This window comes from Thermosynechococcus sp. QKsg1 (genome assembly GCF_031586415.1).
Classification (GTDB): Bacteria; Cyanobacteriota; Cyanobacteriia; order Thermosynechococcales; family Thermosynechococcaceae; genus Thermosynechococcus.
Map to the genome: position 1 here is coordinate 1696459 of NZ_CP134200.1, position 25089 is coordinate 1721547.

Below are 25089 nucleotides of genomic sequence, written 5' to 3' on the forward strand. Positions count from 1 at the left end.
GCGCTCTCACGGCGGCTGGGGCAGGGAATCTCCCTGAAATGCAGGCATTGCGATGGATTGTGGCCATAGATTGATTTTTCTTGGGGAACGGGATTAACGATGGCATTGGTGATAGCGGGCGATCGCAGTGGTGTCGGCAAAACAACGGTTGCTTTGGCCTTGAATGCAGCCTTAACGGCACGGGGGCAGCGCGTCCAAACATTTAAGGTGGGGCCTGACTACATTGATCCCCTGTTTCACAGCGCCATCAGTGGCCGCCCTTGCCGTAACCTTGACGTGGTGTTGACCAGTGCTGACTATGTCCGCGCCTGTGTGGGCTATTACAGTCAGGGTATGGATGCAGTGCTCATTGAGGGGGTGATGGGGCTGTTTGATGGTCGAGGGGGCAGCCATGAGGGCAGTACGGCACACATTGCCCAACTCTTGCAGGCTCCCATCCTACTGGTTGTGGATGTGCAAAAACAGGCAGCTTCGGTGGCGGCCTTGGTCTATGGCTTTTGCCACTATGATCCCTCCCTCCAGATTGCCGGCGTGGTCTTAAATCGCGTGGCCAGCGATCGCCATCGGCAAATGTTAGAAGCTGCCCTTGCCCCCCTTGGGGTGCCCATTCTCGGCATCATCTATCGCGATCAGGCCTTGGCACTCCCCAGTCGCCACCTCGGCTTAGTGCCGCCCCACGAATCAGGGGAATTTCAGCACCTCGGCGATCGCCTTGCCCATTTAGGAAACACCTATTTTGACTGGGAGCGCCTCACGCCACTCCTTGCCCCAGCCCCCACCCCCGCAGCCCCCCCTTTTAGCGTTTCCCCCCTGACTCCAGTCACCCTTGGCATTGCCCAAGATGCCGCCTTTCAGTTTTACTACGCTGACACCCTTGATCTGCTCCACGCTTTAGGGGCAACGTTAATTCCGGTCTCACCCCTGCGGGATGCCCACTTGCCCACCGGTCTACAGGGGTTGATCCTAGGGGGTGGCTTTCCAGAGGTGTTTGCCCCAGAGCTAGCGGCGAATCACTCGTTCCTTGAATCACTGCGGCAGGCCATTGAAGGGGGCTTAGCCCTCTATGCCGAGTGTGGTGGCCTCATGTACCTCAGCCAAGGCATCCAAACCTGCGAGGGACACTACTATCCTTTGGTGGGATACTTGCCGACGGTTGCCCACATGGGTAGAAAACTCACCCTCGGCTATCGCCAAGCCACGGCTTTGCAAACAACGGTGTGTCTGCGGGCAGGAGAGAGGGTTCAAGGCCATGAATTTCACTATTCCTGTTTGAGTGTGTCGCCGCCAACGCCGCTGTGGCAATTGGACGGTCAAGCCGAGGGCTGGGGCAGTTCTCAACTCCACGCCAGTTATCTCCATCTCCATTGGGGCGGCAATCCGCAGTGGGCGATTCGCTTTCTGCAGCAGGCAGCAAAGGTTGGATAATGCGACTCACGGCAGCGTAATTTTTGAAGGTATTTTTGTAGGGTGGTGTTGGGGAAGGTCAATGCCAAAGCAATACCGCGACGGGCTATACCTTTGCCTTGGGCTGCTAGTGATGCTAGGCGTGACTTTGGCGGCTTGGGCAACGGCGCCCTCCCAAAACTTGGCGTATTGGCAGCGGGTGATCCAACAACATCAGCAGCACCAGCAGGCGGTGGGTCAGCAGCGTCAACAACTCGAACGCCTTGAGGCAGCGGCGAGCGATCGCCTTGAGAGTTTGGAAACCAATGTGGATACGACAACGCAGCAATTAATGGCGGCCAGCGATCGCCTGCAAGCAGCGGAAAAACTGCTCAAAGACCTCAAGGAACAGCAACAAACCCTCAGCCAGCGCTACGAAGCCAGTGTGGCCGTGATTAGCGATCGCCTGCGGCGGCTCCAACGCTACCGTGAGATTCCCCAGTGGGCAATGATCTTTGAAGCGGAAACGCTCAATGACTGGTTTGAGCAGCAGGGGCGTCTGCGTCAAGTCTATGAGCGCGATCGCCAGCACTTGGCCGCCTTGGTTCGCGATCGCGAGCGACTTCAGCAGCAGGAGCGACAAATTCAAGTGCAACAGCGCTTCATTCAAGCCCTACGCCAACAACTGCAACAGCAACAGGCCATCTATGAGCGCGAAGCTGCAAACCAACGGCAACTCATTGCTCGCCTACGGAGCGATCGCCAAGCCCTTGCCTCCATTGAAGCCCAACTCGCCCGTGATAGTGCCGCCATTCAGCAGCTCATTAACCAACGCCTCGGTTATGTCCCTAGGGGCGCCCCACCCCTTCCCCGCAGTGGTCGTCTTGCCTACCCCATTCAAGCACCGCTGACCAGTCCCTTTGGGTGGCGGATTCACCCAATTTTAGGCACACGGCGATTTCATGCTGGTGTGGACTTTGGTGCTGATTTTGGCACCCTCATCTTTGCTGCTGAAGCGGGCACCGTGATCTTTGCCGGTTGGTCAGGGGGCTACGGCCAAACTGTGATTCTGGATCATGGCGGCGGCATGACAACCCTCTATGCCCATGCCCAGCGATTGCTCGTACGGGAAGGTGAATTTGTGCAGCAGGGACAGCCCATTGCTGAGGTTGGCTCGACGGGACTCTCAACAGGCCCCCACCTCCACTTTGAAGTGCGCCTGAACGGTGAACCCAGCGATCCCTTGGCCTATCTCTAGGGGGTTGGCTGCCAAAAGACACCAATGGCGTTGTTCACCCGCGTCGTTGTCACCGAATGGCGATCCACCAAGACCCCACCAATGTAGAGAGCCGTGGAACTGCCACCATCCAGATTGACGGCATTGATCAAGCCCAACTGGCGGACAATTTGTGCCCATTCGGCGAGGGTTGGCCCCATACCCCCAACACGGTTGTGGGTGGTGACCCAGACAATGCTGCCATCATTGCGATTGCCCATGGCACTGCGGGGGGCTGCCTGCGCATCTAAACCCGCTCCAAATTGCTCCAGTGCCGCATTCAAGACCACTCGCCCCTGATCCACCAGTAGGGGACCTGCACCAACAATATTGGGAATGCTATTAAAAACAGCGGGCACAGCCGTGGTTTCCAGTTGCACGGAAACTCCCGGTGGGAAGTTTGCCAAGGCGGAATTAAAGTTACGCGCCACCAGTAGAAAGCCATCTGCAGGAATAGGAATCGCTTGATTGTTATTGATCGGTTGCTGCCCCACCACCTGCTGATTGCGCACCGTAATCACCACTTCGCTGCCCGTTTTCCCTTGGTAGCTCGCGCCCCAACTGGGGGTATAAAGGGCAAGACCGGCTTGGACATAGCCAGAATTGAACGTGACAATGGGCACCGTACCGTCCGGCGTCCTCACCCGCTGCTGCAAACTAAGGCGACCGACAACCATCTGGCCGCGATCGTCCCAGCCAATGGCACCGCGATTGAGAATCGGACCTGAGAGCCAGTTGCCCTCACTGCGAATGGCCCCCAAGGGAGCTTGGCGATCGCGATTAAAGAATCCAGCATTAATGGCGGCTGCGGCTTGCCAGCGTTGAGCCAGTTCGGGCACCGTTGCTAAGCCCACCAAGGTTGTGGGGGTCATGCCGAGGGGACGCAGACGCAGCCCCGGCTGCTGAGGGTTAATGATCAGCAGATCCACAGGAAACTGACGACTGCCGAGGGTAACGGTTTGCTGTTGCCAACGTAGCCCCGGTGCCCATTGAATCGTACGCGGGGGGGGCGCATCACTGCGAAAATCAATCACCAGACGCGGTGGATTGAGCAGCATTGAGGCCACTGGGCGAGTTGTGCTAGGAATTTGTGTTTCCAAGACTGTGCGATTGGGGGTAGCTGTAATTTTGACATTGGGAATCGTGGCCAACTGTCCCGTCGCCTCAATCGTCAGGCTAAGATCGCGGGGAGCGAGACCAGTACGACTAAAGGTGAGCCGATTCACTTGCCAAGGGGTAGGGCGATCCAATTCAAAGACCCAGCGATCGCCCCAAGGTTGTCGTCCCTGCCGCCAACTGAGAATCCGTGCCGGGGGGGTACTGATCTGGAGCGTATTGCCTTGGGGTTGCACCTGCCACTGATATTGCTCAATCCACGGTGTAATGTCCAAGTAGCGATACATGCCGTTGGGGCTAAAGCGCACCGCCAAGGGGCTAAATTGCGGCTGAAACCAAGCCACTGGTTGCTGAAACGGGTCTGTAGTATCCCCAAGGAGCACCCCGAAGCGATTGGCAAGGCCACCATCGCTAATCCCTATGCGCAGTTGATTTTGGTCATCGCGCCACTGCTGCCAAGCCACTGCATAGTCGCGGCCATTTAAGTTCAGGCGATCGCCGGCGATAACCTGCGCCATTGCCATTGTTGAGGGAGCGATCGCGACAGCAATTGCACTCCCAAAAACTAAACAAACAGACCTTGAAACCACACTTAACCCTGCACATCCATACTGAAACTACGTCAGTATAGTTGACCCCGCAGCGTTAAAGATTGCTCCAAGCCAAAGACGGTGATCTGAGAAAACGAAGCTAGGCCTGATCTGAGGACGAGGATGCCGGTGCCACTTGGGGCTGGAACTGGAAGAGAGAATACACGACATTGCGGCGAATCATCACCATCATGTCCAAGAACAATTCGTAGCCCTCCCGTTTGTACTCCACCAAGGGATCCTCTTGGCCATAGCCCCGTAGGCCGACCGACTCGCGCAGGGCATCCATTTGTTGTAGGTGCTCCCGCCACAGCAGGTCAATCTGTTGTAGGATAAAGAACCGCTCCGCTTGTCGCATCAGACCCGTTTGAATGCGCTCAATTTCTGCTTCTTTTTGCTCGTAGGCGGTGCGCACTTGCTCATGCAAAAAGGCCTGCATCTCCGGTACGCTGAGATGAGCCAGATGCTCAGGGCGTAGATCCGACAGCAAATAGACAAATTCCTGTACTTTGGCCACCAAGCCCTCTAAATCCCATTCCTCTGGCGGCAGATCGGGATTGACATAGGCGGCAATGATGTCGTCCATGGTTTTTTCGGCGTACTCCAGCACCCGATCCTTGAGGTCTTCCCCTTCCAGCACTCGCCGCCGCTCAGCATAGATGGCACGCCGCTGGTTATTCATCACCTCGTCGTATTCAAAGACCTGCTTACGGATGTCATAGTAGTAGGTTTCCACCTTGCGCTGGGCATTTTCCAAGCTGCGGGTAAGGAGTCCCGACTCAATGGGCATATCCTCGTCAACGCGCAGGGCATTCATGATACTGGCGACGCGATCGCCCCCGAAGATGCGCAGCAGGTTATCCTCCAAGCTCAGGAAAAAGCGCGTGGATCCGGGGTCGCCTTGGCGTCCTGCCCGTCCCCGCAACTGGTTATCAATCCGCCGCGATTCATGGCGTTCTGTCCCAATCACGTGCAAACCACCGAGAGCCACCACTTCTTCATGTTCTTTCTTGGTGACCACCTCATATTCTTCCCGGATACGGTTAAAGGCATCCCGCAGGGCTTGAATCACAGGGTCTTGGGTCGGTGCTTTCTCCGAGGCGATCGCCAGCATATCCTCCGCCTGCAACTCCGGCAGACTGCGCTCACCATAGGTCTTGACCGCCACATCCACCGCATGGCGCAGCAGCTTTTCCGCATCCTGACTAATTTCGCAGGGGAAGAGTCCCGGTGAGGCTTTCCAGTTTTTCTGCGCCGCCTGACTAAAGCCTTGGCCACCGCCGCGATCCATTTTCAGCCCCAATAGCATCATCGGGTCGTCACTGGGGGGCATGACAATGCGAGGCATAAAGTATTCCCGCACCTTGAGGCGTGCCATATAGTCGGCATTCCCCCCTAGGATAATGTCGGTGCCTCGGCCTGCCATGTTGGTTGAGATCGTCACTGCGCCCTTGCGGCCGGCTTGGGCAATGATCTCCGACTCTCGCTCCACATTTTCAGGTTTGGCATTCAGCAGGTTATGGGGAATTTCCAACTCCCGCAGCAGTTGCGACAGTAGCTCCGACTTTTCAACACTGGTGGTACCCACGAGCACGGGGCGACCCGTAGCGTGAATCTCGGCACATTCAGAGGCCACGGCCAGCCATTTACCCCGCTCGGTTTTATAGACCACATCGGGAAAGTCCCGCCGCTGACTGGGGCGATTGGTGGGCACCACCGTCACTTCTAGCTTGTAGATTTTCTCGAATTCTGCCTCTTCGGTCTTGGCTGTCCCCGTCATCCCCGCCAACTTGGGATAGAGCAAAAAGAGATTTTGGTAGGTAATTGTGGCGAGGGTTTGGGACTCATTTTGAATGTCGAGGCCTTCTTTGGCTTCGATCGCCTGATGCAGGCCATCACTCCAGCGGCGACCCACCATGACTCGTCCCGTGAATTCATCTACAATCACCACTTCACCATTGCGGACGATGTAGTTCACATCCCGCTGAAAGAGTTCCTTGGCCTTGATGGCATTAAAGATATAGTGTGCCCAAGGGTCTTGGGGGTCATAGAGATCGCTTACCCCCAATAGTTTTTCAGCTTCGATAAACCCCTCATCGGTCATGAGGACATTACGAGCCTTTTCATCCACCTCGTAGTGCTCGTCCTTTTTCAGGAGGCGGGCAACTTCAGCCGCCTTGAGGTACTTCTCGGTGGGACGCTCCACTTGACCTGAAATAATCAGGGGCGTGCGGGCTTCGTCAATCAGTACCGAATCCACCTCGTCAATGATGCAGTAGTTGAAGGGACGCTGCACCACCTCAGCCATGGACGTAGCCATATTGTCCCGCAGGTAGTCAAAGCCAATTTCGCTGTTGGTGGCATAGGTGATATCGCAGGCATAGCTTTTCTGCCGCTCTTGGGGAGCCATGTGCTGCTGAATCAGCCCGACCGTCAGACCCAAAAAGCGATGCACCTGTCCCATCCATTCCGCATCCCGCCGTGCCAGATAGTCGTTGACCGTAACAATGTGCACCCCTTTCCCCGTCAGGGCATTCAGGTAGGCCGGCAGCGTGGCCACGAGGGTTTTTCCTTCCCCCGTTTTCATTTCGGCAATCTGGCCATCGTGGAGAATCATGCCACCGATGAGCTGGACATCAAAGTGGCGCATCCCCAGTACCCGTCGTGAAGCTTCGCGCACCACGGCAAAAGCCTCGGGCAGTAAATCATCGAGGGTCTCGCCATTGTCGAGTCGCTGCCGAAACTCAGCCGTTTTCGCCTGTAGCTCACTATCGCTTAGGGGCTGAATTTGCTCCTCCAGCAGGTTGATCTCGACCACAAGGGGTTGATACTTTTTAACCTTGCGCTGATTGGGATCGCCAAATAGGGCTTTCAGCATGCGACGGGCACCATGGATACAAAGCTATACATTTTAATCGTATAGCAACTGCAAGTTCCTCGCTGCCTAGACGTATTGGCTGATGTCCTCTTGGCAGACATCGCTGAGGTCGGTGAGGGCACGAAACCGCAGCATCACGACTTCTTCATAAAAGGGATTGAGTTTACACAGAGGGGGAATGCTGATGACTGGCCGACCAAAGAGGGAGAGGGTGCGGACAAAGGGACATTGGGCTGGAATAAGGCGGCAAATGCGGTGGGCGATCGCTGGCGTTGTGATCGGATAAGTCATTAGCCACTGACGGATTTTGGTCGTTAAAGAAGTAGGCGTGCGTTGGGCAAGGCGTTGATTCATGGGGCTATCCTCACAATTGCGCATACCCTCACGGTAAAGATAATCTAGGCAAATAGTAATACGCTTTTAATATAAAAAATCTTTATCAATAATAAGCATTGCTAAACTTGCAGCCGCTTCAGGGATAGATCTCCATTCCTCAGCTCAGCAGAGTGCTAAACTGTTCAGCAACTCAAACTCTGATGAAGTTTTGTCTAGAAATTTTTCAATTGCTTGCATAAACTCATTGACTGCTTTATTCATCTTGGCCTTGCTTGAATTCGTTAAGGAAGAGACTCAATGCGTCCACTGGTTGCTAACTACTACCTGACCTACCGCTGTAACGCCCGCTGCCACTTTTGCGACATTTGGGCACTGGAACCGGGCAAAGAAGCTGATTTTAGCGCCATCCAAACCAATCTGCGCGATTTGAAACGTTTGGGGGTCAAATATGTGGACTTTACGGGGGGTGAACCGCTGCTGCGTGCCGATGCCCCAGCCATCTACCGGGAAGCCAAGCGTCTCGGCTTCATGACTAGCATGACGACAAATACGATTCTCTATCCCCGCCGTGCTAGGGAAATTCAGGGCTTGGTGGATTTCTTGAACTTCTCCCTCGATGGGCCTGATGCGGCCACCCATGATCAGTCGCGGGGCGTGAAAATTTTTGACACGTTGGTGGAGTCCGTCAAAATTGCCCTTGAGCTTGGTGAATATCCAGTGCTGAATCACACCGTCACTGCCCAAAATTATGAACGGATTGGTGAGGTGGCCGAATTTGCCCAAAGTCTAGGGGTACGGGTTTGGTTGAATCCCGCTTTTACCGCCCATGAAAACTACAACGACAAGAAGAACCCCACCCCTGAAATTGCCGACCACATTGAACAAAATGCGAAGAAGTATAACAATGTTGGTTACAATAAGGCAGCATTAGCCCTCATCCGTGCGGGGGGAAACAATACCCAAAATCCCCGTTGCAAGGCGGTGGATGCAGTCATTGCCATTTCCCCCAATGATGAGTTGCTGCTACCGTGCTACCACTTTGCGCAGAAGGGAGTCCCCATCAATGGTCGCCTGTACGAGCTGTACAAGTCCTCCGAGGTGGTAGAGGAGTATCGCCGCTCCCAAGGCCGACTCTCCGTCTGCGAAGGCTGCACAGTGTGGTGTTATCTCATTCCCAGCTTCTTTAAGGGAGTGGATAAGTACTGGTTTCTCAATCAGGTGACCTATGCCGGAGAATTCCTGGCCCGAAAACAGTTTCTACAACGAAGCCGATCCCCTCGACGAACTCCTGTCGGAGTGGGTTGATGCCCCAGAGAGTCCTCCATTACAACCGCGTTCTGAGGGTCGCCGTCGCAAGGCTTTCCTAGCGCTCTCTCTGATTTGGGGGAGCACGATCGCCCTGCATCTGATTGTGGGTGGCATTTGGCTGATCTATGCCCTAACGCTGCTCATGAGCTTGCAAACACTGCGCTACTGGCGAGCTAAGCCGCAAACGCTACCTGCATTAGAGGCCACAGAAAGTGTGCAGCCAATGGTGTCTTTGGTGGTAGCGGCGAAAAATGAAGAGGCGGTGATTGGTCGCCTCGTCAAAAACCTTTGCCGCTTGGATTATCCCCACTACGAGGTGTGGATTATTGATGACAACAGTAGCGATCGCACCCCCGATATTTTGAGTGAACTACAAAAGCAATATCCTCACCTCAAAGTGCTGCGGCGGCTGCCGGGGGCGGGCGGGGGTAAGTCCGGTGCCCTCAATCAAGTCCTGCCCTTGACACGGGGAGAAATTATTGGCGTCTTTGATGCCGATGCCACCGTACCCCAAGATCTACTGCAACAGGTGGTCAACCGCTTTCAGGTGGCCAGTGTTGGCGCGGTGCAAGTGCGCAAAGCAATTAGTAATGCCGACATCAATTTGCTGACCCAAGGCCAAGCGGCAGAAATGATCCTCGATGCCTACTATCAACAGCAGCGGGTGGCCTGTGGCGGTATGGGCGAACTGCGGGGCAATGGCCAATTTGTGCGGCGGCAAGCTCTAGAGCGCTGTGGTGGCTGGAATGAAGAAACCATTACTGACGATCTGGATCTCAGTCTGAAGCTGCATCTCCACGGTTGGCAGATTGACGTGCTGATGAATCCAGCGGTACAGGAAGAAGGCGTGACCACACTCGTGGCACTGTGGCACCAACGCAATCGCTGGGGCGAGGGCGGCTACCAAAGCTATCTCGACTACTGGCAACCCTTGCTGCGCAATCGCCTTGGCTGGCAAAAAAGCTGGGATGTGCTCTGCTGGTTTTTGATCAAATACGCCATTCCCACGGCCACAATTCCCGACCTGCTGATGGCTCTACTGCGTCACCGCAGCCCGATGCTAGTACCCCTGACGACACTGAGCTTTACGCTTTCAATGGTGGGGATGCTGCGAGGGATTCCTCAAACGCAGTCGCTGGGGATTTGGCAACTATTTTGGCAGAGTTTGCGGGGTACCCTCTACATGCTCCATTGGTTGCCTGTGGTGAGTACAACAACACTGCGTATGGCCGTACGCGCCAAGCGTCTCAAGTGGGTAAAAACCGTGCACCACGGCATCTAAACCTAAACATTGGCCAAAAAAAGATCCGTGCGGGGACAACCTTGAGCTAGGCTAGGGGCAGAGTTTTGACTGGTTCTGCCATGTCTCGCAATAGCAACCTGCTGCCTTTGCTGGTGTCTCTTGTCCTCACCTGTGGTCTATTGGGGGTGGGGGCGGTGCTCGTGATTCGGTTACTGGGCAATCAAAATCCCCTTGAACAGGTGACTGAAAACTTGGGGGTACCCCAGAGTACGCCAGAGATGGCGGCTGCGAATTTCAGCGATGTCAGCAATGTTCCCAGTGGTACGTTTCAATACGGGGGCAGTACGACGTGGGCACCGATTCGCCGCGATGTCGATCCCCTGATTCAGTTAGCTTGGCCCAATTTTCGCCTGCGCTACACCAATCCCCCCACCGGCACCCCCGGATCGGGCAGTGGCATTCGCATGTTAATGAATAATCAACTGGCCTTTGCCCAGTCTTCCCGCCCCCTCAATGAGCAGGAGCGGCAGCAGGCGCAGAGCCAAGGGATAAAATTGCTGGAACTACCGGTGGCGATCGATGGCATCGCGATCGCTGTCAATCCCAACCTCCAGATTCCCGGTCTCACTGTGCAACAAGTGGTTGATATTTACACGGGCAAACTGACGAACTGGAGCCAAGTGGGCGGTCCGAATCTAGCCATTACTCCCTTTTCACGGCGGCTGGAAGATGGCGGAACGGTAGAGTTTTTCGTCCAAGATGTCTTGGGGAACCAGCCATTCAGTCCCAAGGTGGTGATGGTGCGGGATACCACAGATGCCCTACGGCGGGTGGGGGCAACCTCCGGCGGCATTTACTATGCCTCGGCACCGGAAATTGTTGGTCAGTGCAGTGTGCGACCCTTGCCTTTGGGGCGGCAGCCCAATCAGTACGTTCCTCCCTATCAGGAACCCTATGTGGATTCTGCCCAATGTCCACAGCGGCGGAATACATTGAACTATCGTGCCTTTCAGGAGGGCAGTTACCCCATTACCCGTCGCCTGTTTGTCATTGCCAAGGATGACAATAGCCCGGATGCCCAAGCCGGTCGTGCCTATGCAGCCCTGTTATTAACGGATCAGGGTCAAGCCACAATTGAAAAAGCCGGCTATGTCCGCTTGCGCTAGGGGAGCCAGATGTTTGATAAACCATTGAATCGAACCTATGAGCGGATCATGGTGGCCATTGCCAGCGCCAATTTTCTGTTGGTGCTCTTTGATCTCACCTATATTCCCCTACGGGACTTCTGGCTTTTGGGAAAAGTCCGCATTCCCCTGATTCAGCGGGTGATTTATCTGCCCCAGCCTTTGCCGATTACCCCTCTCTATGACCCCATTAAGGGAATCGAACCCCACCGGGCAACCCAGCAGTACATCAACACGGTCAACCAACTCCGGCAAACCATTGCCGCTGAAGGGGTCGATGCGCCAGCTACTCAAGCACTCTTGGCTGAGTTGCGCAAGCAGAGCAAAACCATGGTGGATACTAACCCCTTTGCCCTTGCCAATAAGACTGGCACCCTTGAGCGGATCAAGAACCTGATGCGGCTGCGGGTCTTTGGCGATCGCAATGCCTCCTCTAAACAGTCCTTTGAGCGTTTTTGGAGTGACGAGTACATCAATGAGCGGGACTGGCAGACCAACCTTGCTTGGTTTGAGGCGCAGATCATTCCCCTGATGGCTACCAATTATTGGCGCCGCTACGGTGAAGATGGGGATTTTATTGACCACTTTGATGCCATTGATATTCCCTTTAATCTCCTCTTCTTTGTGGAATTCTTGGGACGCACGTTTTGGCTGAGTCGCCAATATCGCGGTGCCCGCTGGCGGGATGCTATGTTCTGGCGCTGGTACGATGTGCTGCTCTTTTTCCCCTTTTGGTGGCTGGCACCCACTTGGGCGTGGCTACGGATTATCCCGGTCACGATTCGCCTTGATCAAGCGGATATTATTTGCCTTGATAGTCTTGAACGGCAGGCCTCTCAGGGCTTAGTGGCAGCGATCGCCACCGATATTTCGGAAGTGGTTGTCCTGCAAGTCCTCACCCAACTGCAAAAAGCAATCCGTCGCGGCCAATTGAGTCGCTGGCTACCGCGTGTCTCTGGCGGCCAAGGGAGCAAGACGCTCAATGACATTGATGAACTGGGGGAACTGGCAGCCTTGGTTGGGCAGGTGGTGATTTACCGCGTGATCCCCCAACTGCGACCAGAAGTGGAAGGCTTAGTGGCCTACAGTGTCGATCAAGTGCTGCGGCAAGCGCCCCCCTATCGGCGGTTATTGGAAATTCCATCCCTTGAGGCCTTACCCCGCCACTGGCACCAATCCCTTGCCAAGGAGATTAGCGATCGCCTCTTTCTGCTATTGGAGCAAGCGAGCAAAAACCAAGGCAATCCACCCCGCGAAGGGGCATTACTGGTGAGTCAACTGGCGCAAAAATTTGGCCAAACCCTCAGCGCCGAACTCCAAGAGGAACAGGTGGGCAAGGTGATTCAAGATCTGCTGGTGGTGTGGCTAGAGGAAATCAAAATTAATTTTGTGCGGCAGACCCACCTTGAAGGCATTGAAACGGTTTTGGATGAAACCCGTGCCCTGCAGGAAAGCTTAGAACAGGGACGGCTCAAACCTTAGGCTATTCAAGGGGTTGGAGCAGCCAGAGAGCCGTGTAGGTGGTGTCATTGGGAGTCGGTTGGATGAGGAGAAAGTGCAGACCCTGAGTGGCGCGCAGGCGATCGCGAAAGAGTTCTCCCGCTTGGGAAATCTCAGCATTGTCAAACGTCAAAAAGACCCAGCGATCGCGCAAGCCGCTGTGCAACACCACCCCACAGGGTCGCCCCGGCACAAACTCTAAGCGATAGGGCAGTTGCTCTTGGAACCACCGCGCCAGCTTCAGGGACTTGCGACCGCCATAGAGAATAATTCCCGGAATCAACGTATCGGGAGCCAAGCCCAAAGCCTCTGGCAACATTGCCATTTCAAAGGCCAGAATCCGCAGCGGATATTGCATCAGTTGTGCCAAGTCGGGGGGAGTAATTGCTGCAAACTGCCAAGAATCTCCCCAAATATCCTCGGGCAGGGGCAATGGCGGCGGCTGCTCAATGGCCAATGGATCGTAGGCTTCACCGGTGTAGGTTTTTAGACTGGGATACGCCTGAGCACGTTGGCACAGGTAGTGCTTTAGAGCCGGGGTGCGGCGGGTGGCTTCGAGGGGAAGGTTGAGTTCTTGGCAAACCACTTCCACGAGGCCTAAACTCTGGGGACGAAAAACCTGTACCCGCTGCGGTAGGGGCTGCCCGCAACTTTTGAACTCTGTGGCCAGCCATGAACTGCTCACGAGGGGTTCTGGGCAAAAAGCCGTGTAGTAAAAATTTTCCTCAGGGTCACAAATCACGAGTTCCCACAGATCAAGGCCACTGGGGGTACGCAAAGGCCGACGGTAAAGGTCAACTTGCCAACAGGACATGGACGGAAATGAGCAGCAAAGGAAGTTAACAGCCTTTTCACAACCATTGAAAGCCGCTCAGCTTGCCGCTAATTCTGTTGATGCGTCCTCAAGCGAGAGAAAAAGGCTATCTGTTGCTATTGTGCCTTGTTTTGCCTCCTCGGCTAGGGTGTTTTAGGCCTGAATTCCTTCTATACCTAGGCCACAACTTTGCCACGAAAGACGAGGTAATTATAGAGGTTATAAGCCAGCATAATCGGGATTAAGAAAGCGACGAAAATCAGCATAAAGACTTGGGCACTGGGAGAGGCTGAAGCTTCGTATATGGTGACGCTGGGGGGAATGATGTTCGGAAAAATCACAAAGCCCAAGCCAATAAATGACAGGAGAAACAGTAAAAACGTCCACACCAAGGGCATGACTTCTTCACGCTTTTGTAAACTACGCAGCAATAGAAAAATCAGCAACACCCCCAAAATGGGAATCGCGGCAAAAATGTAGAATAACGGTGGCTGAAACAGTTGGGCACGCAGGTGCTCATGGAAAATGGGGGCGCTAATGGTAATCAACACAGCACCGATAAACGTTGTCCAAGCTGCAATCGTGGCCGTGCGGTAGTGGGTTTGCTGCAACTCACCTGTGGTTTTGTAAATCAGATAGGTTGACCCAATCAGCACATAGCCCTGAATCAGCGTCAGTGCCACCAACACCGAGTGCCACGTCAGCCAATCCCACATGCCGCCCGCAAAGTGACCCGCAGCATCTACTTTGATGCCCTCAAAAACAGTGCCCACCGCAAAGCCCTGCCCCAAGGCAGCCAAAAAACTGCCAATGCCAAAGGCAAGGTTCCACACCCGTTTATTATTGGCATTCTCGCGAAACTCAAAGGACACTGCCCGCAAAATTAGCCCCACCACCATAATCACTGCGGGTAGGTAAAGGGCATTGAGGATGGTGGCATAGGCCAAGGGAAAAGCACCAAAGAGCGACCCACCCATCAGCACCAACCACGTCTCATTGGCATCCCAAACATTGCCAAGGCTGGTCATGAGGATATTGCGGCGCCGTTCATCGCTACTGGTGAGGGAGAGAATGCCAATGCCTAGGTCAAAACCATCTAGGAGAATGTAGAGAAAGAGGAACAACCCTAGGATAAAAAACCATACCTGCGGCAAAAAGTGCTCCAAGGGTGCAAGGGGATTCGGTTCCATGGTGTACTCCCTTATTGTTGAGTTTCTAGGGGACGGCGATCCGGTTGGTGCTCTGCTAGTTTGATGCGGATTTCCAGTTGTTCAGCATTGTGCAGCCCCGGCACCGGCAAGGCAACATTGGGGCCTTTTTGGATGATGCGACTGCCAAAGAAAAGAGCCGCAAAGAAGAAAATGGTGTACAGGGCAACCAAGCCACTAAGGGAAAAAAGCACCACTTGGGGCGGTAAATTGGAGGCCGCTTCTGCTGTCCGCAACTGGCCATAGACAATCCACGGTTGACGCCCGACACAGCGGACAATCCAACCGGCTTCGACGGCAAGGTATCCCAAGGGTCCTGCAAAGATCCAGCCCCACCAGAGCCACTGGTAATTGCGCAGGCGATCGCCCTCGAGGCCAGTGCGCCACCAGACAAAAACAGTGAGGATCACGAGAGCCGCGAGGTACAGACCAATGGCCACCATCAGGCGAAAGGAATAGTAAATCAGGCCAATCAAATGGGGGCGATCGCTAGCGTTCCACTCCTTCAAGCCCAAGATCGGTGTGTCTAACTGCGGTTTCAACTCCAGTAGGTAGCTCAGCAGGCCGGGAATTTTCACTTCCAAGCTATTTGCTTGGGCGGCCTCATTGGGTAAGGCAATCACACTCCAGTCCGCAGGTGTACCCGCTGGTACCGTTTCCCACAGGGCTTCCATGGCGGCTAATTTGGCGGGTTGGTAGTGATAGACCTGCTCAGCACTGAGGTGACCGACAAACACCTGTAGGGGGGCAATCACCAAGGCCATCACCAAAACCACCTTCAGGGATTTCGTGAAGAAATTGGGCAGGCGATTTTGCAGTAGATACCAAGCACTAATGCCGCCAATAACAAACAGCGAGGTTTCTAGGGTGGCAAAGAACATGTGGAAAAAACTCTTGACCATGAAGGGGTTGGCAATGGCTTGGAAGTAGTCTTGAACGCGGAACTTACCCTCGACAAAGACGCCCCCCGCAGGGGTTTGCAGCCATGAGTTGGCCGAGAGAATCCAGAAGGTGGAGAGATTGGCACCAAAGGCGACACAGATGGTCGAAATCCAATGCATCACTGGCGGTACCCGTTGCCAGCCAAAAATCATAATGCCCAAGAAGCTGGCTTCCAGCATGAAGGCCATGGTGCCCTCAAACCCCAAGACGGTACCGAAGAAATCCCCCACTGCTTCTGAGAAGGGTGCCCAGTTGAGGCCAAATTGAAAGGCCATGGGTAACCCGGAAGCCACGCCAATCCCGAAGTTGAGGATATACAGCTTTGACCAAAAGCGAGCATGGTGATAGTAGGTCAGGTTTTTGGTTTTTAGCCACAGTCCCTCAATGACCACGAGATAAATGCTCATCCCCGTGGTGAGGACGGGCCAGAGCATATGGAAAATGGCTGTGAGGGCAAATTGCCAACGGGAGAGAACAACGGTATCGAGACTAGCCAAGGTCATAACACCACCCTAGGGGTTGATCTGCCTTACTTTTAGCAACCCCCTTTGAGCGGTGACAAGGAGAATGGCGAACCGCTGCAAAAATTTCAGCTTTGCTTAAGAGTCTGGCGGGGTCATGGGCATTGAGCAGCTACACACGAGGTGGCGATCGCCATAGGCATTGTCAATGCGGGCTACCGCTGGCCAGAATTTGTACTCCCGCAGCCAAGGGGCGGGGTAGGCGGCCACTTGCCGTGAATAGGGGTAAGGCCATGGCTCTGTGGCCAGCATCAGGGCGGGATGGGGGGCATTTTTCAGGGGATTTTGCTGGCGATCGCTGACGCCGGCCTCAATTTCAGCAATTTCGGCGCGAATGGCAATCATCGCCTCACAAAAGCGATCCAATTCCGCCTTGGTTTCACTTTCAGTGGGTTCAATCATCAGCGTGCCCGGCACCGGCCAAGAAATGGTGGGGGCATGGAAGCCATAGTCCATCAGCCGCTTGGCAATATCTTCCACCTCAATTCCCGCGGATTTTTTCAGCGGACGCAGATCAAGAATGCACTCGTGGGCCACCAAACCGTGGGCACCTTTGTAGAGAACCGGGTAGTAGGGTTCAAGGCGTTTGGCAATGTAGTTAGCATTGAGGATGGCAATTGCGGTGGCGCGTGTCAACCCCACCCCCCCCATCAGGGTAATGTACATCCACGAAATCGGCAAAATACTGGCACTGCCCCAAGGGGCGGCAGTCACCGGGCCAATTTCCGATCCTTGGGGAATCAGCTGTGTGGTTGGCAAGAAGGGGGCTAAATGCGCCTTGACCCCGATGGGTCCCACCCCCGGCCCACCGCCGCCGTGGGGAATACAAAAGGTTTTGTGGAGGTTGAGATGGCAGACATCGGCACCAAAGTCCGCCGGACGGCACAGCCCCACTTGGGCATTCATATTGGCACCATCCATATAGACTTGACCGCCGTAGCGATGGATGATCTCACAAATTTGGCGAATTCCCGTTTCAAAGACGCCGTGGGTCGAGGGATAGGTGATCATCAAGGCCCCTAGGCGATCGCTATAGGTTTCCGCCTTGGCCGCCAGATCCGCCACATCAATATTGCCCTGGGCATCGCAATTGACTGCCACCACCTGCATGCCAGCCATGACCGCACTGGCAGGGTTGGTGCCATGGGCAGAGGTGGGAATCAAACACACATTGCGCTGGCTTTCGCCGCGGCTGTGGTGGTATTGGCGAATCACCAAGAGTCCGGCATATTCCCCTTGGGAACCGGCATTGGGTTGTAGGGAAATGGCATCAAAGCCGGTAATTTCTGCCAGCATTGCCTCTAGCTCACGGAACAGCTGCTGATAGCCTTGGGCTTGCTCAGCCGGGGCAAAGGGATGCAGTTGATTGAATTCTGGCCAACTGATGGGCAGCATTTCCGCAGTGGCATTGAGCTTCATGGTGCAGGAGCCAAGGGGAATCATCGAGGTGGTGAGGGAGAGATCCTTGGCCTGAAGGCGGTGAATGTAGCGCAGCAGGGCGTGTTCGCTGTGGTAGTCCTGAAAGACGGGGTGCTGCAGGTAAGCAGATTGGCGTTTCAGGGTTGGCGGCAGGCGATCGCCCGCGGCAACTGCCACAGGACTTGTGCCAAAGAGCGCCAGTAAATCCGCCCCATCTTTTTCGGTGGTGGTCTCATCCAAACTGATGCCGACACTGCCATCGTCAAAGTAACGCAGGTTGATTTGCGCCGCTGCTGCCCGCTCCTTGAGCACCTGTACTGGCAGGTTCCCCAAGCCAATGCGTAGGGTGTCAAAAAACTCAGAATGGTAGAGTGGATAGCCCGCTGCTGCTAAGCCTGCTGCTAGGGTCACTGCCCGTTGATGGATGCGCTCAGCGATTTGCCGCAGCCCCGCGGCTCCATGATAGACGGCGTACATACTGGCAACAACTGCGAGGAGAACTTGGGCAGTGCAGATGTTACTGGTGGCCTTTTCGCGGCGGATATGCTGCTCACGGGTTTGCAGGGCAAGGCGCAATGCTTTTTGACCCAAGGCATCGTGGGAAACCCCCACTAGTCGTCCGGGTAATTGTCGCTTAAATTCTTCACGGGTGGCAAAGAAGGCGGCATGGGGCCCCCCATAGCCCAAGGGCACACCAAAACGCTGAGAGCTGCCGACGGCAATATCCGCCCCCAATTCTCCCGGCGGTGTCAGCAGTGTCAAGGCTAGCAAATCGGTGGCTACCGTCACCAAGAGTCCCCGTTTATGGGCAGCGGCAATCAGGGCTTCGGGCGATCGCACCGCACCATCGCTGGCGGGATATTGCAAGAGCAGACCAAAGGCGTTGTTCCAAGGCAATTCACTGGCGATCGGGTCAATGGGCACAATCTCAATGCCAAGGGGCAGGGCACGGGTGCGCAGAACTGCTAGGGTTTGGGGATGGCAATCCTGCGCCACCAAGAAGCGGTTGGCTCCCTTTTGACGGCAGGCATTCAAGCTCAGCGTCATGGCTTCGGCGGCAGCCGTCGCCTCATCAAGGAGAGAGGCATTGGCAATGGGCAAGCCCGTTAGATCGCTGACAAGGGTTTGAAAGTTGAGGAGGGCTTCGAGGCGTCCTTGGGCAATTTCCGCTTGGTAAGGGGTGTACTGGGTGTACCAGCCGGGGTTTTCCAGAATGTTGCGTTGAATCACCGCCGGCGTAATGCAGTTGTAATAGCCCATGCCGATGTAGCTGCGCCAAACTTGGTTTTGCTGGGTAAGGGTGCGTAATTTTTGCAGGGCTGCTGTTTCACTGAGACCTTCACCCAGAGCGAGAGGGCGTTGCAAGCGAATTTCCGGGGGAATAACGGCATTGATCAGATCATTAAGACTGTCATACCCCAACAGGCTCAACATTTTGGGCAGATCGGTGGGCGTAATGCCAATGTGCCGCGCGACAAATTCGGCATTGGTCTCTAAGTTGATCTCCAGTTGGGGCAGTGAACTTACCATCGCTATCGCACTCGTGTTGTAAATCGTTCATATATCTTAATTCTTTGGGCAGGGTTTGCGGGCATGGAGAACCTGCAAGCTGCGCCCGAGGTGGTAGGTCTGCCGCTCGACAGTGAAGCCCTGTAACCGTAGCTGCTCAGCTAAGTCCGTTTGCAGCAGTTGCCAAGCGGTTTCCGTTTCAAAGAGCCAGAAAAAGAGAGCCATCCCCGGCCAAAAGAGAGGCACTTGGGGACGATGAAAATCAATCAGGGCAAACCAGCCACCGGGCTTGAGAACCCGCCACACTTCCGCCACAATGGCACACAGTTGTTCCGCAGTCATTTCATGCAGCGCCATGCTGGTGTGTACCAGATCAAAGGTGGCATCGGCAAAGGGCATCTTCTCCGCAAAGGCTTCCACATAGGTGGCTTGGGGCACGCGCTGCCGAGCACGGGCGATCGCCTTCGGGGAAGCATCTAAACCAGTGACCTGATCAAAGGCTTGAGTTAAGGCTTGAGTGACAACGCCATGGGCACAGCAGAGATCTAAAACCACGACACTGCGGGGTAAGTCCAAATCTTGCCAAGCCAACCGATGCAGGCGATCGCTCCCCCCCACCGTTATTGCTGCGAGGTCACTAATGGTGTCGTAGAGCCACGGATATTGATAGCTCCAAGTGCGTAAAATGGTTGCCACAGCGCTGGATCAAGCCTTGAATTTTGCAGAATTGGAACCAGTTGAGTGTCAGTGTACCGCCTTTTTGGCAACGATTCCTTGAGAAAGGACTGTTATAGTCTTATGTGGTAGCGAGAATCCGTAGTTGTAACGGTGTCGGGAGTGAGCATGGGTCAACAATCCATCTGCCAACAAAGCAGTCTGCTGCTGGGGAGCCTTGTGGGGGTCTTGATCACCATGAGCGGGGGGGCGATCGCCCAACCCAACCCTACGGCCACCGATCTCCTGCCCTTCAATCCCAATCCCGATCCCCTCCATCTCCCCAGTCGTCCCGATCAAGTAAAAATTGATTTGGATCGCCCCATTACCCTCAACGAAGCGATTGAACTGGCGCGGCGGAATAACCGCCAACTGCAAATCCTTGAGGCACAACTGCAACAAAGTCGGGCCGTTCTGCGCCAAGCGGCGGCGGCTCTCTATCCCAGCATCTCCTTGCAATTGGGGATTAGTCGCACAGATTCAGCAGCGATTCGGCTGCAAAATGCCCAACTACCACCCCCCTTGCGAACCAACCCCACCAGCAATACTTGGACCAGCACGGTGCAACTGGGCTACAACATTTTCACCTCTGGCCAACGGGATGGCAGTATCAAAGCAGCACAGGAACAGGTGCGCAATGCCGAACTGGATCTGCAGCGAGAATTTGAACAACTGCGGCAGGATGTCACCAATGCCTACTACAACATTCAACAGGCGGAGGCGCTGGTGCGCATTGGCGAAGCAGCGGTACAAAACTCCCAAATCAGCTTACGGGATGCGATCGCCCGCGAACGGGCTGGCTTAGGCACGCAATTTGATGTCCTCACAGCACAGGTGCAACTGGCCAATAACCAACAGCAACTCGTGCAAGCCCAAAGCCAACTGCAAACCGCTCAACGCCAACTGGCACAGCTGCTCAGTCTCAATGACAAGGTGAATGTGCGCGCCGCTGACCCCATTCGGGTAGTTGGGGAATGGAAACTCTCCCTTGAGGAGAGCATTGCCCTCGCCTTTCGCAATCGCGTGGAACTGGAACAACAACTGACCCAACGGAATGCAGCACTGCAGCAGCGCCGGGTGGCCTTGGGGAATCTAGGACCGCAGTTGGTGGCCGGCGGAAGTTTTAACACCCTTGATAGCCTCACAGATGGGAGGGCACCCCGTTGGGGATATACCGTTGGGGGTCAAATGAACCTGACCCTCTTTGATGGCGGGGTCTCCCGTGCCAGTGCTGCCCAGCAGGAAAGCGCTGCCGCGATCGCTGAAGCTCAGTATGCGGCCTTTCGGAATTTGATTCGTTTCCAAGTGGAGCAGGCCTACTACACGCTCAAATCCAGCCAAGAAAATATCCGCACCAATGAAGTGGCGGTGCGCCAAGCCACGGAGGGACTGCGCCTTGCCCGTCTGCGCTTCCAAGCAGGGATTGGCACCCAAGCGGAGGTGAGCAATGCAGAAACGGCTCTGATTCAAGCCCAGAGCAATCTGTTGAGTTCTACCATTGACTACAACCGAGCGATCGCTGCCCTGCAACGCTTTGTGAGTGGCTTACCCTTGACGGCAACGCCTTGATGTTTGGTTTTTTGAATCTGAATAAACCTGCTGGCTGCACTTCCCACGACTGCATTAACGAACTGCGAAAGCGGCTGCGGCTCAAACGCATCGGTCATGGGGGCACCTTGGATCCGATGGCTACAGGGGTACTGCCGATCGCCCTTGGTGCAGCGACGCGACTCCTACCCTATTTAAGCGATCGCAAGGCCTATATTGGCACGGTGCGCTTTGGCATCACCACAACCACGGATGACATTACGGGTGACATTTGCCAAGAACAATCTGCCAGTTACCTCACCCTTGAGGCCATTGAGGAACAGCTTCCCCAATTCATTGGCGAGATTGAGCAATATCCCCCCGCCTATAGTGCGATTCAAGTGGATGGTCAGCGGCTCTATGCCCGTGCCCGTGCGGGTGAAGCCGTGAGCGTGCCGCCGCGGATCGTTGAGGTGTACAGCATTGATGTCTTAGATTGGCAAGCAGGATGCTACCCAGAATTGACCCTGCGCATTACCTGTGGCGGTGGCACCTATATTCGCGCTCTTGCCCGCGATTTGGGGGCGGCACTGGGGGTAGGGGGAACGCTGGCAGCCCTGCAACGGATTGAAAGTGGTGGCCTGAGGATTGAGGAGAGCCATTCCCTAGAAAGCATTTCGCCAGAGCATTTACCACTGCGCCCGCCCCAAGCGGTTCTCTCACATCTACCGTGGCTTGAACTCAATGCAGTACAACTCAACGACTGGTATCATGGCCGCACCGTGATTGGTGAGGGGCTACCGCCGGCGGAGAGTTTCGTGGGCGTCACCTTTGCCACTACCTGTGTGGGGATCGGAGTGAGTGGGGGCGATCGCCTGCATCCTAAGGTGGTTCTCAAGGCATAACGGTGTCTTCCGAAACATTTTTCTAGTGCTAGCTTAGGAAAAAGAAGCAATCAGCAGGTGAAGGAATGGGGGTTCGTTGGCTGCAACGTCTCATTTGTTGTTTAGTGGTCTTGGTGGGAGTCTGGGGCATTTTCCCCACTGACTCGGCGATCGCCCTAACGGAGGAACAAAAACTCTTTAATGAGGCATGGCGCATTGTCAACCAAGCCTACGTGGATCCCTCTTTTAATGGCCAAAACTGGTGGCTGGTGCGCGAAAAGGCGCTGAAACGTCCCCTACCCAATCGCGAGGCGACCTATGAGGCCATTCAAGCCATGTTGGCGAGTTTAGAGGATCCCTTTACACGGCTGCTGCGCCCCGCCCAATTTCGTAGCCTGCAAACCACCACGGCTGGGGAACTCACTGGTGTCGGCTTGCAAATTAGCACTGACCCTGAAACCGGTATCCTCGAAGTCATTGCCCCGATTGATGGCTCCCCTGCTGCTGAAGCGGGGATTCAACCCCGCGATCGCATTCTTGCCATTGATGGCGTCTCCACCACCCAGCTCAGCCTTGATGAAGCCGCCGAAAGAATGCGGGGAGCCGCCGGTTCTGCTGTGCATCTGTTGTTACAACGGGGCAGTGCCACCCCTCAAGAAATCACCCTGAAACGGGGACACATTGAGATTAATCCGGTCATGGCTGAGGTTCGCCAAGTGCAGGGGCACACCGTTGGCTATATTCGCCTTGGTCAATTTAGCGCTATGGCGGTCACAGAGATGCGCAAAGCCATTCAAATGCTAGAGCAGCAGGGAGTGGAGGAGTACATTCTTGATCTGCGCAATAATCCGGGGGGACTGTTGCAGGCGGGGGTGGAAATTGCTCAACTGTGGTTGGATTCGGGGGTCATTGTCTATACCGTCGATCGCCAAGGGATCATTGATAGCCTCAATGCCAATGGCGGTGCCCTCACCCATGACCCGCTCGTCGTCCTCGTGAATGGCGGAACCGCCAGTGCCAGTGAGATTTTAGCCGCTGCCCTGCAAGATCATGGCCGTGCTCGACTGGTGGGCGATCGCACCTTTGGCAAAGGCTCGATTCAGTCCCTCTTTAACCTCAGTGATGGCTCTGGCCTTGCGGTTACCATTGCCCACTACGAAACCCCTAATCACCACAACATCAACAAAGTGGGGATTGAGCCAGATTGGCGGGTTCTCGATGCTCCCGAGAGTCTGGTGGCCATGGGTACAGCAGCAGATCCCCAATATCTGGCGGCCCTAGAGCTGCTCCACAGTCCGGTTCAAGTCGCTGCTAACGCAGGGTGACAAACTCCTCCGCCGTCGAGGGATGAATGGCCATCGTGGCATCAAAGTCCTTCTTGGTGGCGCCCATTTTGAGGGCGATCGCGATCCCTTGAATAATCTCAGCCGCATGATCCCCCACCATGTGGGCACCGAGCACCCACTCCGTATTTTTCTCCACCACCAATTTGACGATCACCTTTTCATCTCGACCCGTGAGACTGTGGTACATCGGGCGAAAGGCCGCACGGTAGATTCTCACATTCTCTTCCCCCAATTTCGCCTTGGCCTGCGCCTCAGACAGCCCCACCGAAGCCGCCTCCGGCTGGGAAAACACCGCCGAGGGAATATTCTCATAGCTGAGGGTGCGCGGTAGATTACCAAATTGCGTATCAGCAAAGGCGCGTCCTTCGGCAATGGCTACGGGAGTGAGGTTGACGCGGTTAGTGCAGTCCCCCACAGCAAAAATGTGTTCTTGATTGGTGCGGTAGTATTCATCCACAGCAATGGCGACAATCCCTTGACTATTGGCCGTAAGATGCACCCCCGCCTGATCAAGACCCAGCCCCTGCAAGTTGGGCGCACGCCCCACGGCACACAGCACCGTATCAACTTTAGTTTCACAGGCTTGCCCCTGCTGTTCGTAGCGAATGCGGATATTGCCCTTCTTGGTGAGCTTCAAGCCTGTAATGTGGCACTGGGGACGGACATCAATGCCGTGGCGAAGCATCCCCTCATAGACACCATCTTGAATGTCTTGATCAAAGCCGCGCAGGGGGCGATCGCCCCGCAGAAAGTGAATGACTTCCGTGCCGAGTCCCTGCATAATGCCGGCAAACTCAACACTGATGTAGCCGCCCCCAAGGATAGCCATGCGCTTTGGCTGCTTGGGCAACAAAAACATCTCCCGCGAGGTAATGCTGTGTTCAATGCCCGGCACATTGGGCTTAATCGCTTCCCCCCCGACGGCAATCAAGATTTTCGCCGCTGTCACTCGCTGCTGTACCTGTCCTTGGCGATCCACGAGTTCTAGGGTGTGGGGGTCAGCAAAGCGGGCAAAAAAGGGCAGCAGTTCGACCCCGGCTTTGGCAAGGTAGCTAATGTGCAGTTGGCTGAGACGATTTACCTCTTGGTTCACTGCTTGAATCAGTCGCTCCCAGTTCAACTTGGCTTCAACGGGGCGCCAGCCATAGCCGACAGCGTCTTCAAAGAGGTGGCTAAACTTGGAGCCATAGACCATGAGCTTTTTAGGGACACACCCCCGAATCACACAGGTACCGCCAACTTTATCCCCTTCGGCAATGGCCACCCTAGCGCCGTAGGAAGCTGCCCGCTTTGAGGCCGCCAAGCCACCGGAGCCGGCACCAATCACAAATAGGTCATAGTCGTAGCTCATCCTTGCTCCCCAAAACCTAGCCTCAGTCTAGCGAAATCTG

The 25089-nt window shown here is 55.1% G+C and carries 18 protein-coding genes; 9 read left to right on the forward strand and 9 right to left on the reverse strand.

Features of this window, described 5'->3' with window-relative positions:
- The first annotated feature begins 99 nt into the window (after positions 1-99).
- Positions 100-1425 (forward strand): cobyrinate a,c-diamide synthase, encoded by a 1326-nt coding sequence (locus tag RHP47_RS08420; RefSeq protein ID WP_310840221.1) that lies wholly within the window; start codon positions 100-102, stop codon positions 1423-1425.
- 61 nt (positions 1426-1486) lie between these two features.
- Complete coding sequence (locus tag RHP47_RS08425; protein ID WP_286625337.1) at positions 1487-2641, forward strand: M23 family metallopeptidase; 1155 nt, start codon at positions 1487-1489, stop codon at positions 2639-2641.
- Here the strand turns inward: RHP47_RS08425 and RHP47_RS08430 are convergent.
- The 3 genes from RHP47_RS08430 to RHP47_RS08440 form a co-directional block, all read right to left on the reverse strand.
- Positions 2638-4293 carry a phosphodiester glycosidase family protein gene (locus RHP47_RS08430; protein ID WP_310840224.1) on the reverse strand — a complete coding sequence of 552 codons (1656 nt, stop codon included), beginning with the start codon at positions 4291-4293 and terminating at the stop codon, positions 2638-2640. The genes RHP47_RS08425 and RHP47_RS08430 overlap by 4 nt on opposite strands.
- A 172-nt stretch (positions 4294-4465) precedes the next feature.
- The gene (secA, locus tag RHP47_RS08435) at positions 4466-7243 is read right to left on the reverse strand and encodes a preprotein translocase subunit SecA (protein ID WP_149819950.1); all 2778 of its coding nucleotides are present in this window, start codon (positions 7241-7243) and stop codon (positions 4466-4468) included.
- Between the two features lie 66 nt (positions 7244-7309).
- Positions 7310-7621: a Mo-dependent nitrogenase C-terminal domain-containing protein gene (locus RHP47_RS08440; RefSeq protein WP_399381219.1), complete on the reverse strand. Its 312-nt coding sequence runs from the start codon at positions 7619-7621 to the stop codon at positions 7310-7312.
- 255 nt (positions 7622-7876) lie between these two features.
- Between RHP47_RS08440 and RHP47_RS08445 the strand changes: the two genes are divergently transcribed.
- The 4 genes from RHP47_RS08445 to RHP47_RS08460 all read left to right on the forward strand — a co-directional run bounded on the left by RHP47_RS08445 (position 7877) and on the right by RHP47_RS08460 (position 12796).
- Positions 7877-8884: a radical SAM protein gene (locus RHP47_RS08445; protein ID WP_149819954.1), complete on the forward strand. Its 1008-nt coding sequence runs from the start codon at positions 7877-7879 to the stop codon at positions 8882-8884.
- Positions 8805-10169 carry a glycosyltransferase family 2 protein gene (locus tag RHP47_RS08450; protein WP_286625341.1) on the forward strand — a complete coding sequence of 455 codons (1365 nt, stop codon included), beginning with the start codon at positions 8805-8807 and terminating at the stop codon, positions 10167-10169. The genes RHP47_RS08445 and RHP47_RS08450 overlap by 80 nt, the downstream gene beginning before the upstream one ends.
- An 80-nt stretch (positions 10170-10249) precedes the next feature.
- Positions 10250-11296, forward strand: coding sequence for a PstS family phosphate ABC transporter substrate-binding protein (locus tag RHP47_RS08455; RefSeq protein WP_286625342.1), 1047 nt, complete (start codon positions 10250-10252; stop codon positions 11294-11296).
- A 9-nt stretch (positions 11297-11305) separates the two neighbouring features.
- The gene (locus tag RHP47_RS08460) at positions 11306-12796 is read left to right on the forward strand and encodes a hypothetical protein (RefSeq protein ID WP_310840229.1); all 1491 of its coding nucleotides are present in this window, start codon (positions 11306-11308) and stop codon (positions 12794-12796) included.
- 1 nt (position 12797) lies between these two features.
- On the opposite strand, the gene RHP47_RS08465 is transcribed toward RHP47_RS08460, so the two are convergent.
- From RHP47_RS08465 to RHP47_RS08485, 5 genes are all read right to left on the reverse strand, one after another.
- Positions 12798-13628: a Tab2/Atab2 family RNA-binding protein gene (locus tag RHP47_RS08465; protein WP_149819960.1), complete on the reverse strand. Its 831-nt coding sequence runs from the start codon at positions 13626-13628 to the stop codon at positions 12798-12800.
- A gap of 176 nt (positions 13629-13804) precedes the next feature.
- Positions 13805-14818 (reverse strand): cytochrome d ubiquinol oxidase subunit II, encoded by a 1014-nt coding sequence (cydB, locus tag RHP47_RS08470; RefSeq protein WP_149819962.1) that lies wholly within the window; start codon positions 14816-14818, stop codon positions 13805-13807.
- An 11-nt stretch (positions 14819-14829) separates the two neighbouring features.
- Entirely contained in the window at positions 14830-16281 is a 1452-nt protein-coding gene (locus tag RHP47_RS08475) for a cytochrome ubiquinol oxidase subunit I (protein WP_286625347.1), read from the reverse strand.
- Between the two features lie 96 nt (positions 16282-16377).
- Entirely contained in the window at positions 16378-19248 is a 2871-nt protein-coding gene (gene gcvP / locus RHP47_RS08480; protein WP_310840230.1) for an aminomethyl-transferring glycine dehydrogenase, read from the reverse strand.
- Positions 19249-19284: 36 nt separating this feature from the next.
- The gene (locus RHP47_RS08485; protein WP_310840232.1) at positions 19285-19923 is read right to left on the reverse strand and encodes a methyltransferase domain-containing protein; all 639 of its coding nucleotides are present in this window, start codon (positions 19921-19923) and stop codon (positions 19285-19287) included.
- A gap of 147 nt (positions 19924-20070) precedes the next feature.
- Between RHP47_RS08485 and RHP47_RS08490 the strand changes: the two genes are divergently transcribed.
- The 3 genes from RHP47_RS08490 to ctpA all read left to right on the forward strand — a co-directional run bounded on the left by RHP47_RS08490 (position 20071) and on the right by ctpA (position 23677).
- Positions 20071-21510, forward strand: coding sequence for a TolC family protein (locus tag RHP47_RS08490; protein WP_310840234.1), 1440 nt, complete (start codon positions 20071-20073; stop codon positions 21508-21510).
- A complete protein-coding gene (truB, locus tag RHP47_RS08495) occupies positions 21510-22373 on the forward strand; it encodes a tRNA pseudouridine(55) synthase TruB (protein ID WP_310840235.1) in 864 nt (287 codons plus the stop codon). Before RHP47_RS08490 ends, truB begins: the two co-directional genes overlap by 1 nt.
- Positions 22374-22438: 65 nt before the next feature.
- Entirely contained in the window at positions 22439-23677 is a 1239-nt protein-coding gene (gene ctpA / locus RHP47_RS08500; protein WP_310840236.1) for a carboxyl-terminal processing protease CtpA, read from the forward strand.
- On the opposite strand, the gene gor is transcribed toward ctpA, so the two are convergent.
- The gene (gene gor, locus RHP47_RS08505) at positions 23664-25049 is read right to left on the reverse strand and encodes a glutathione-disulfide reductase (RefSeq protein WP_149819976.1); all 1386 of its coding nucleotides are present in this window, start codon (positions 25047-25049) and stop codon (positions 23664-23666) included. The genes ctpA and gor overlap by 14 nt on opposite strands.
- Between the last annotated feature and the right edge of the window lie 40 nt (positions 25050-25089).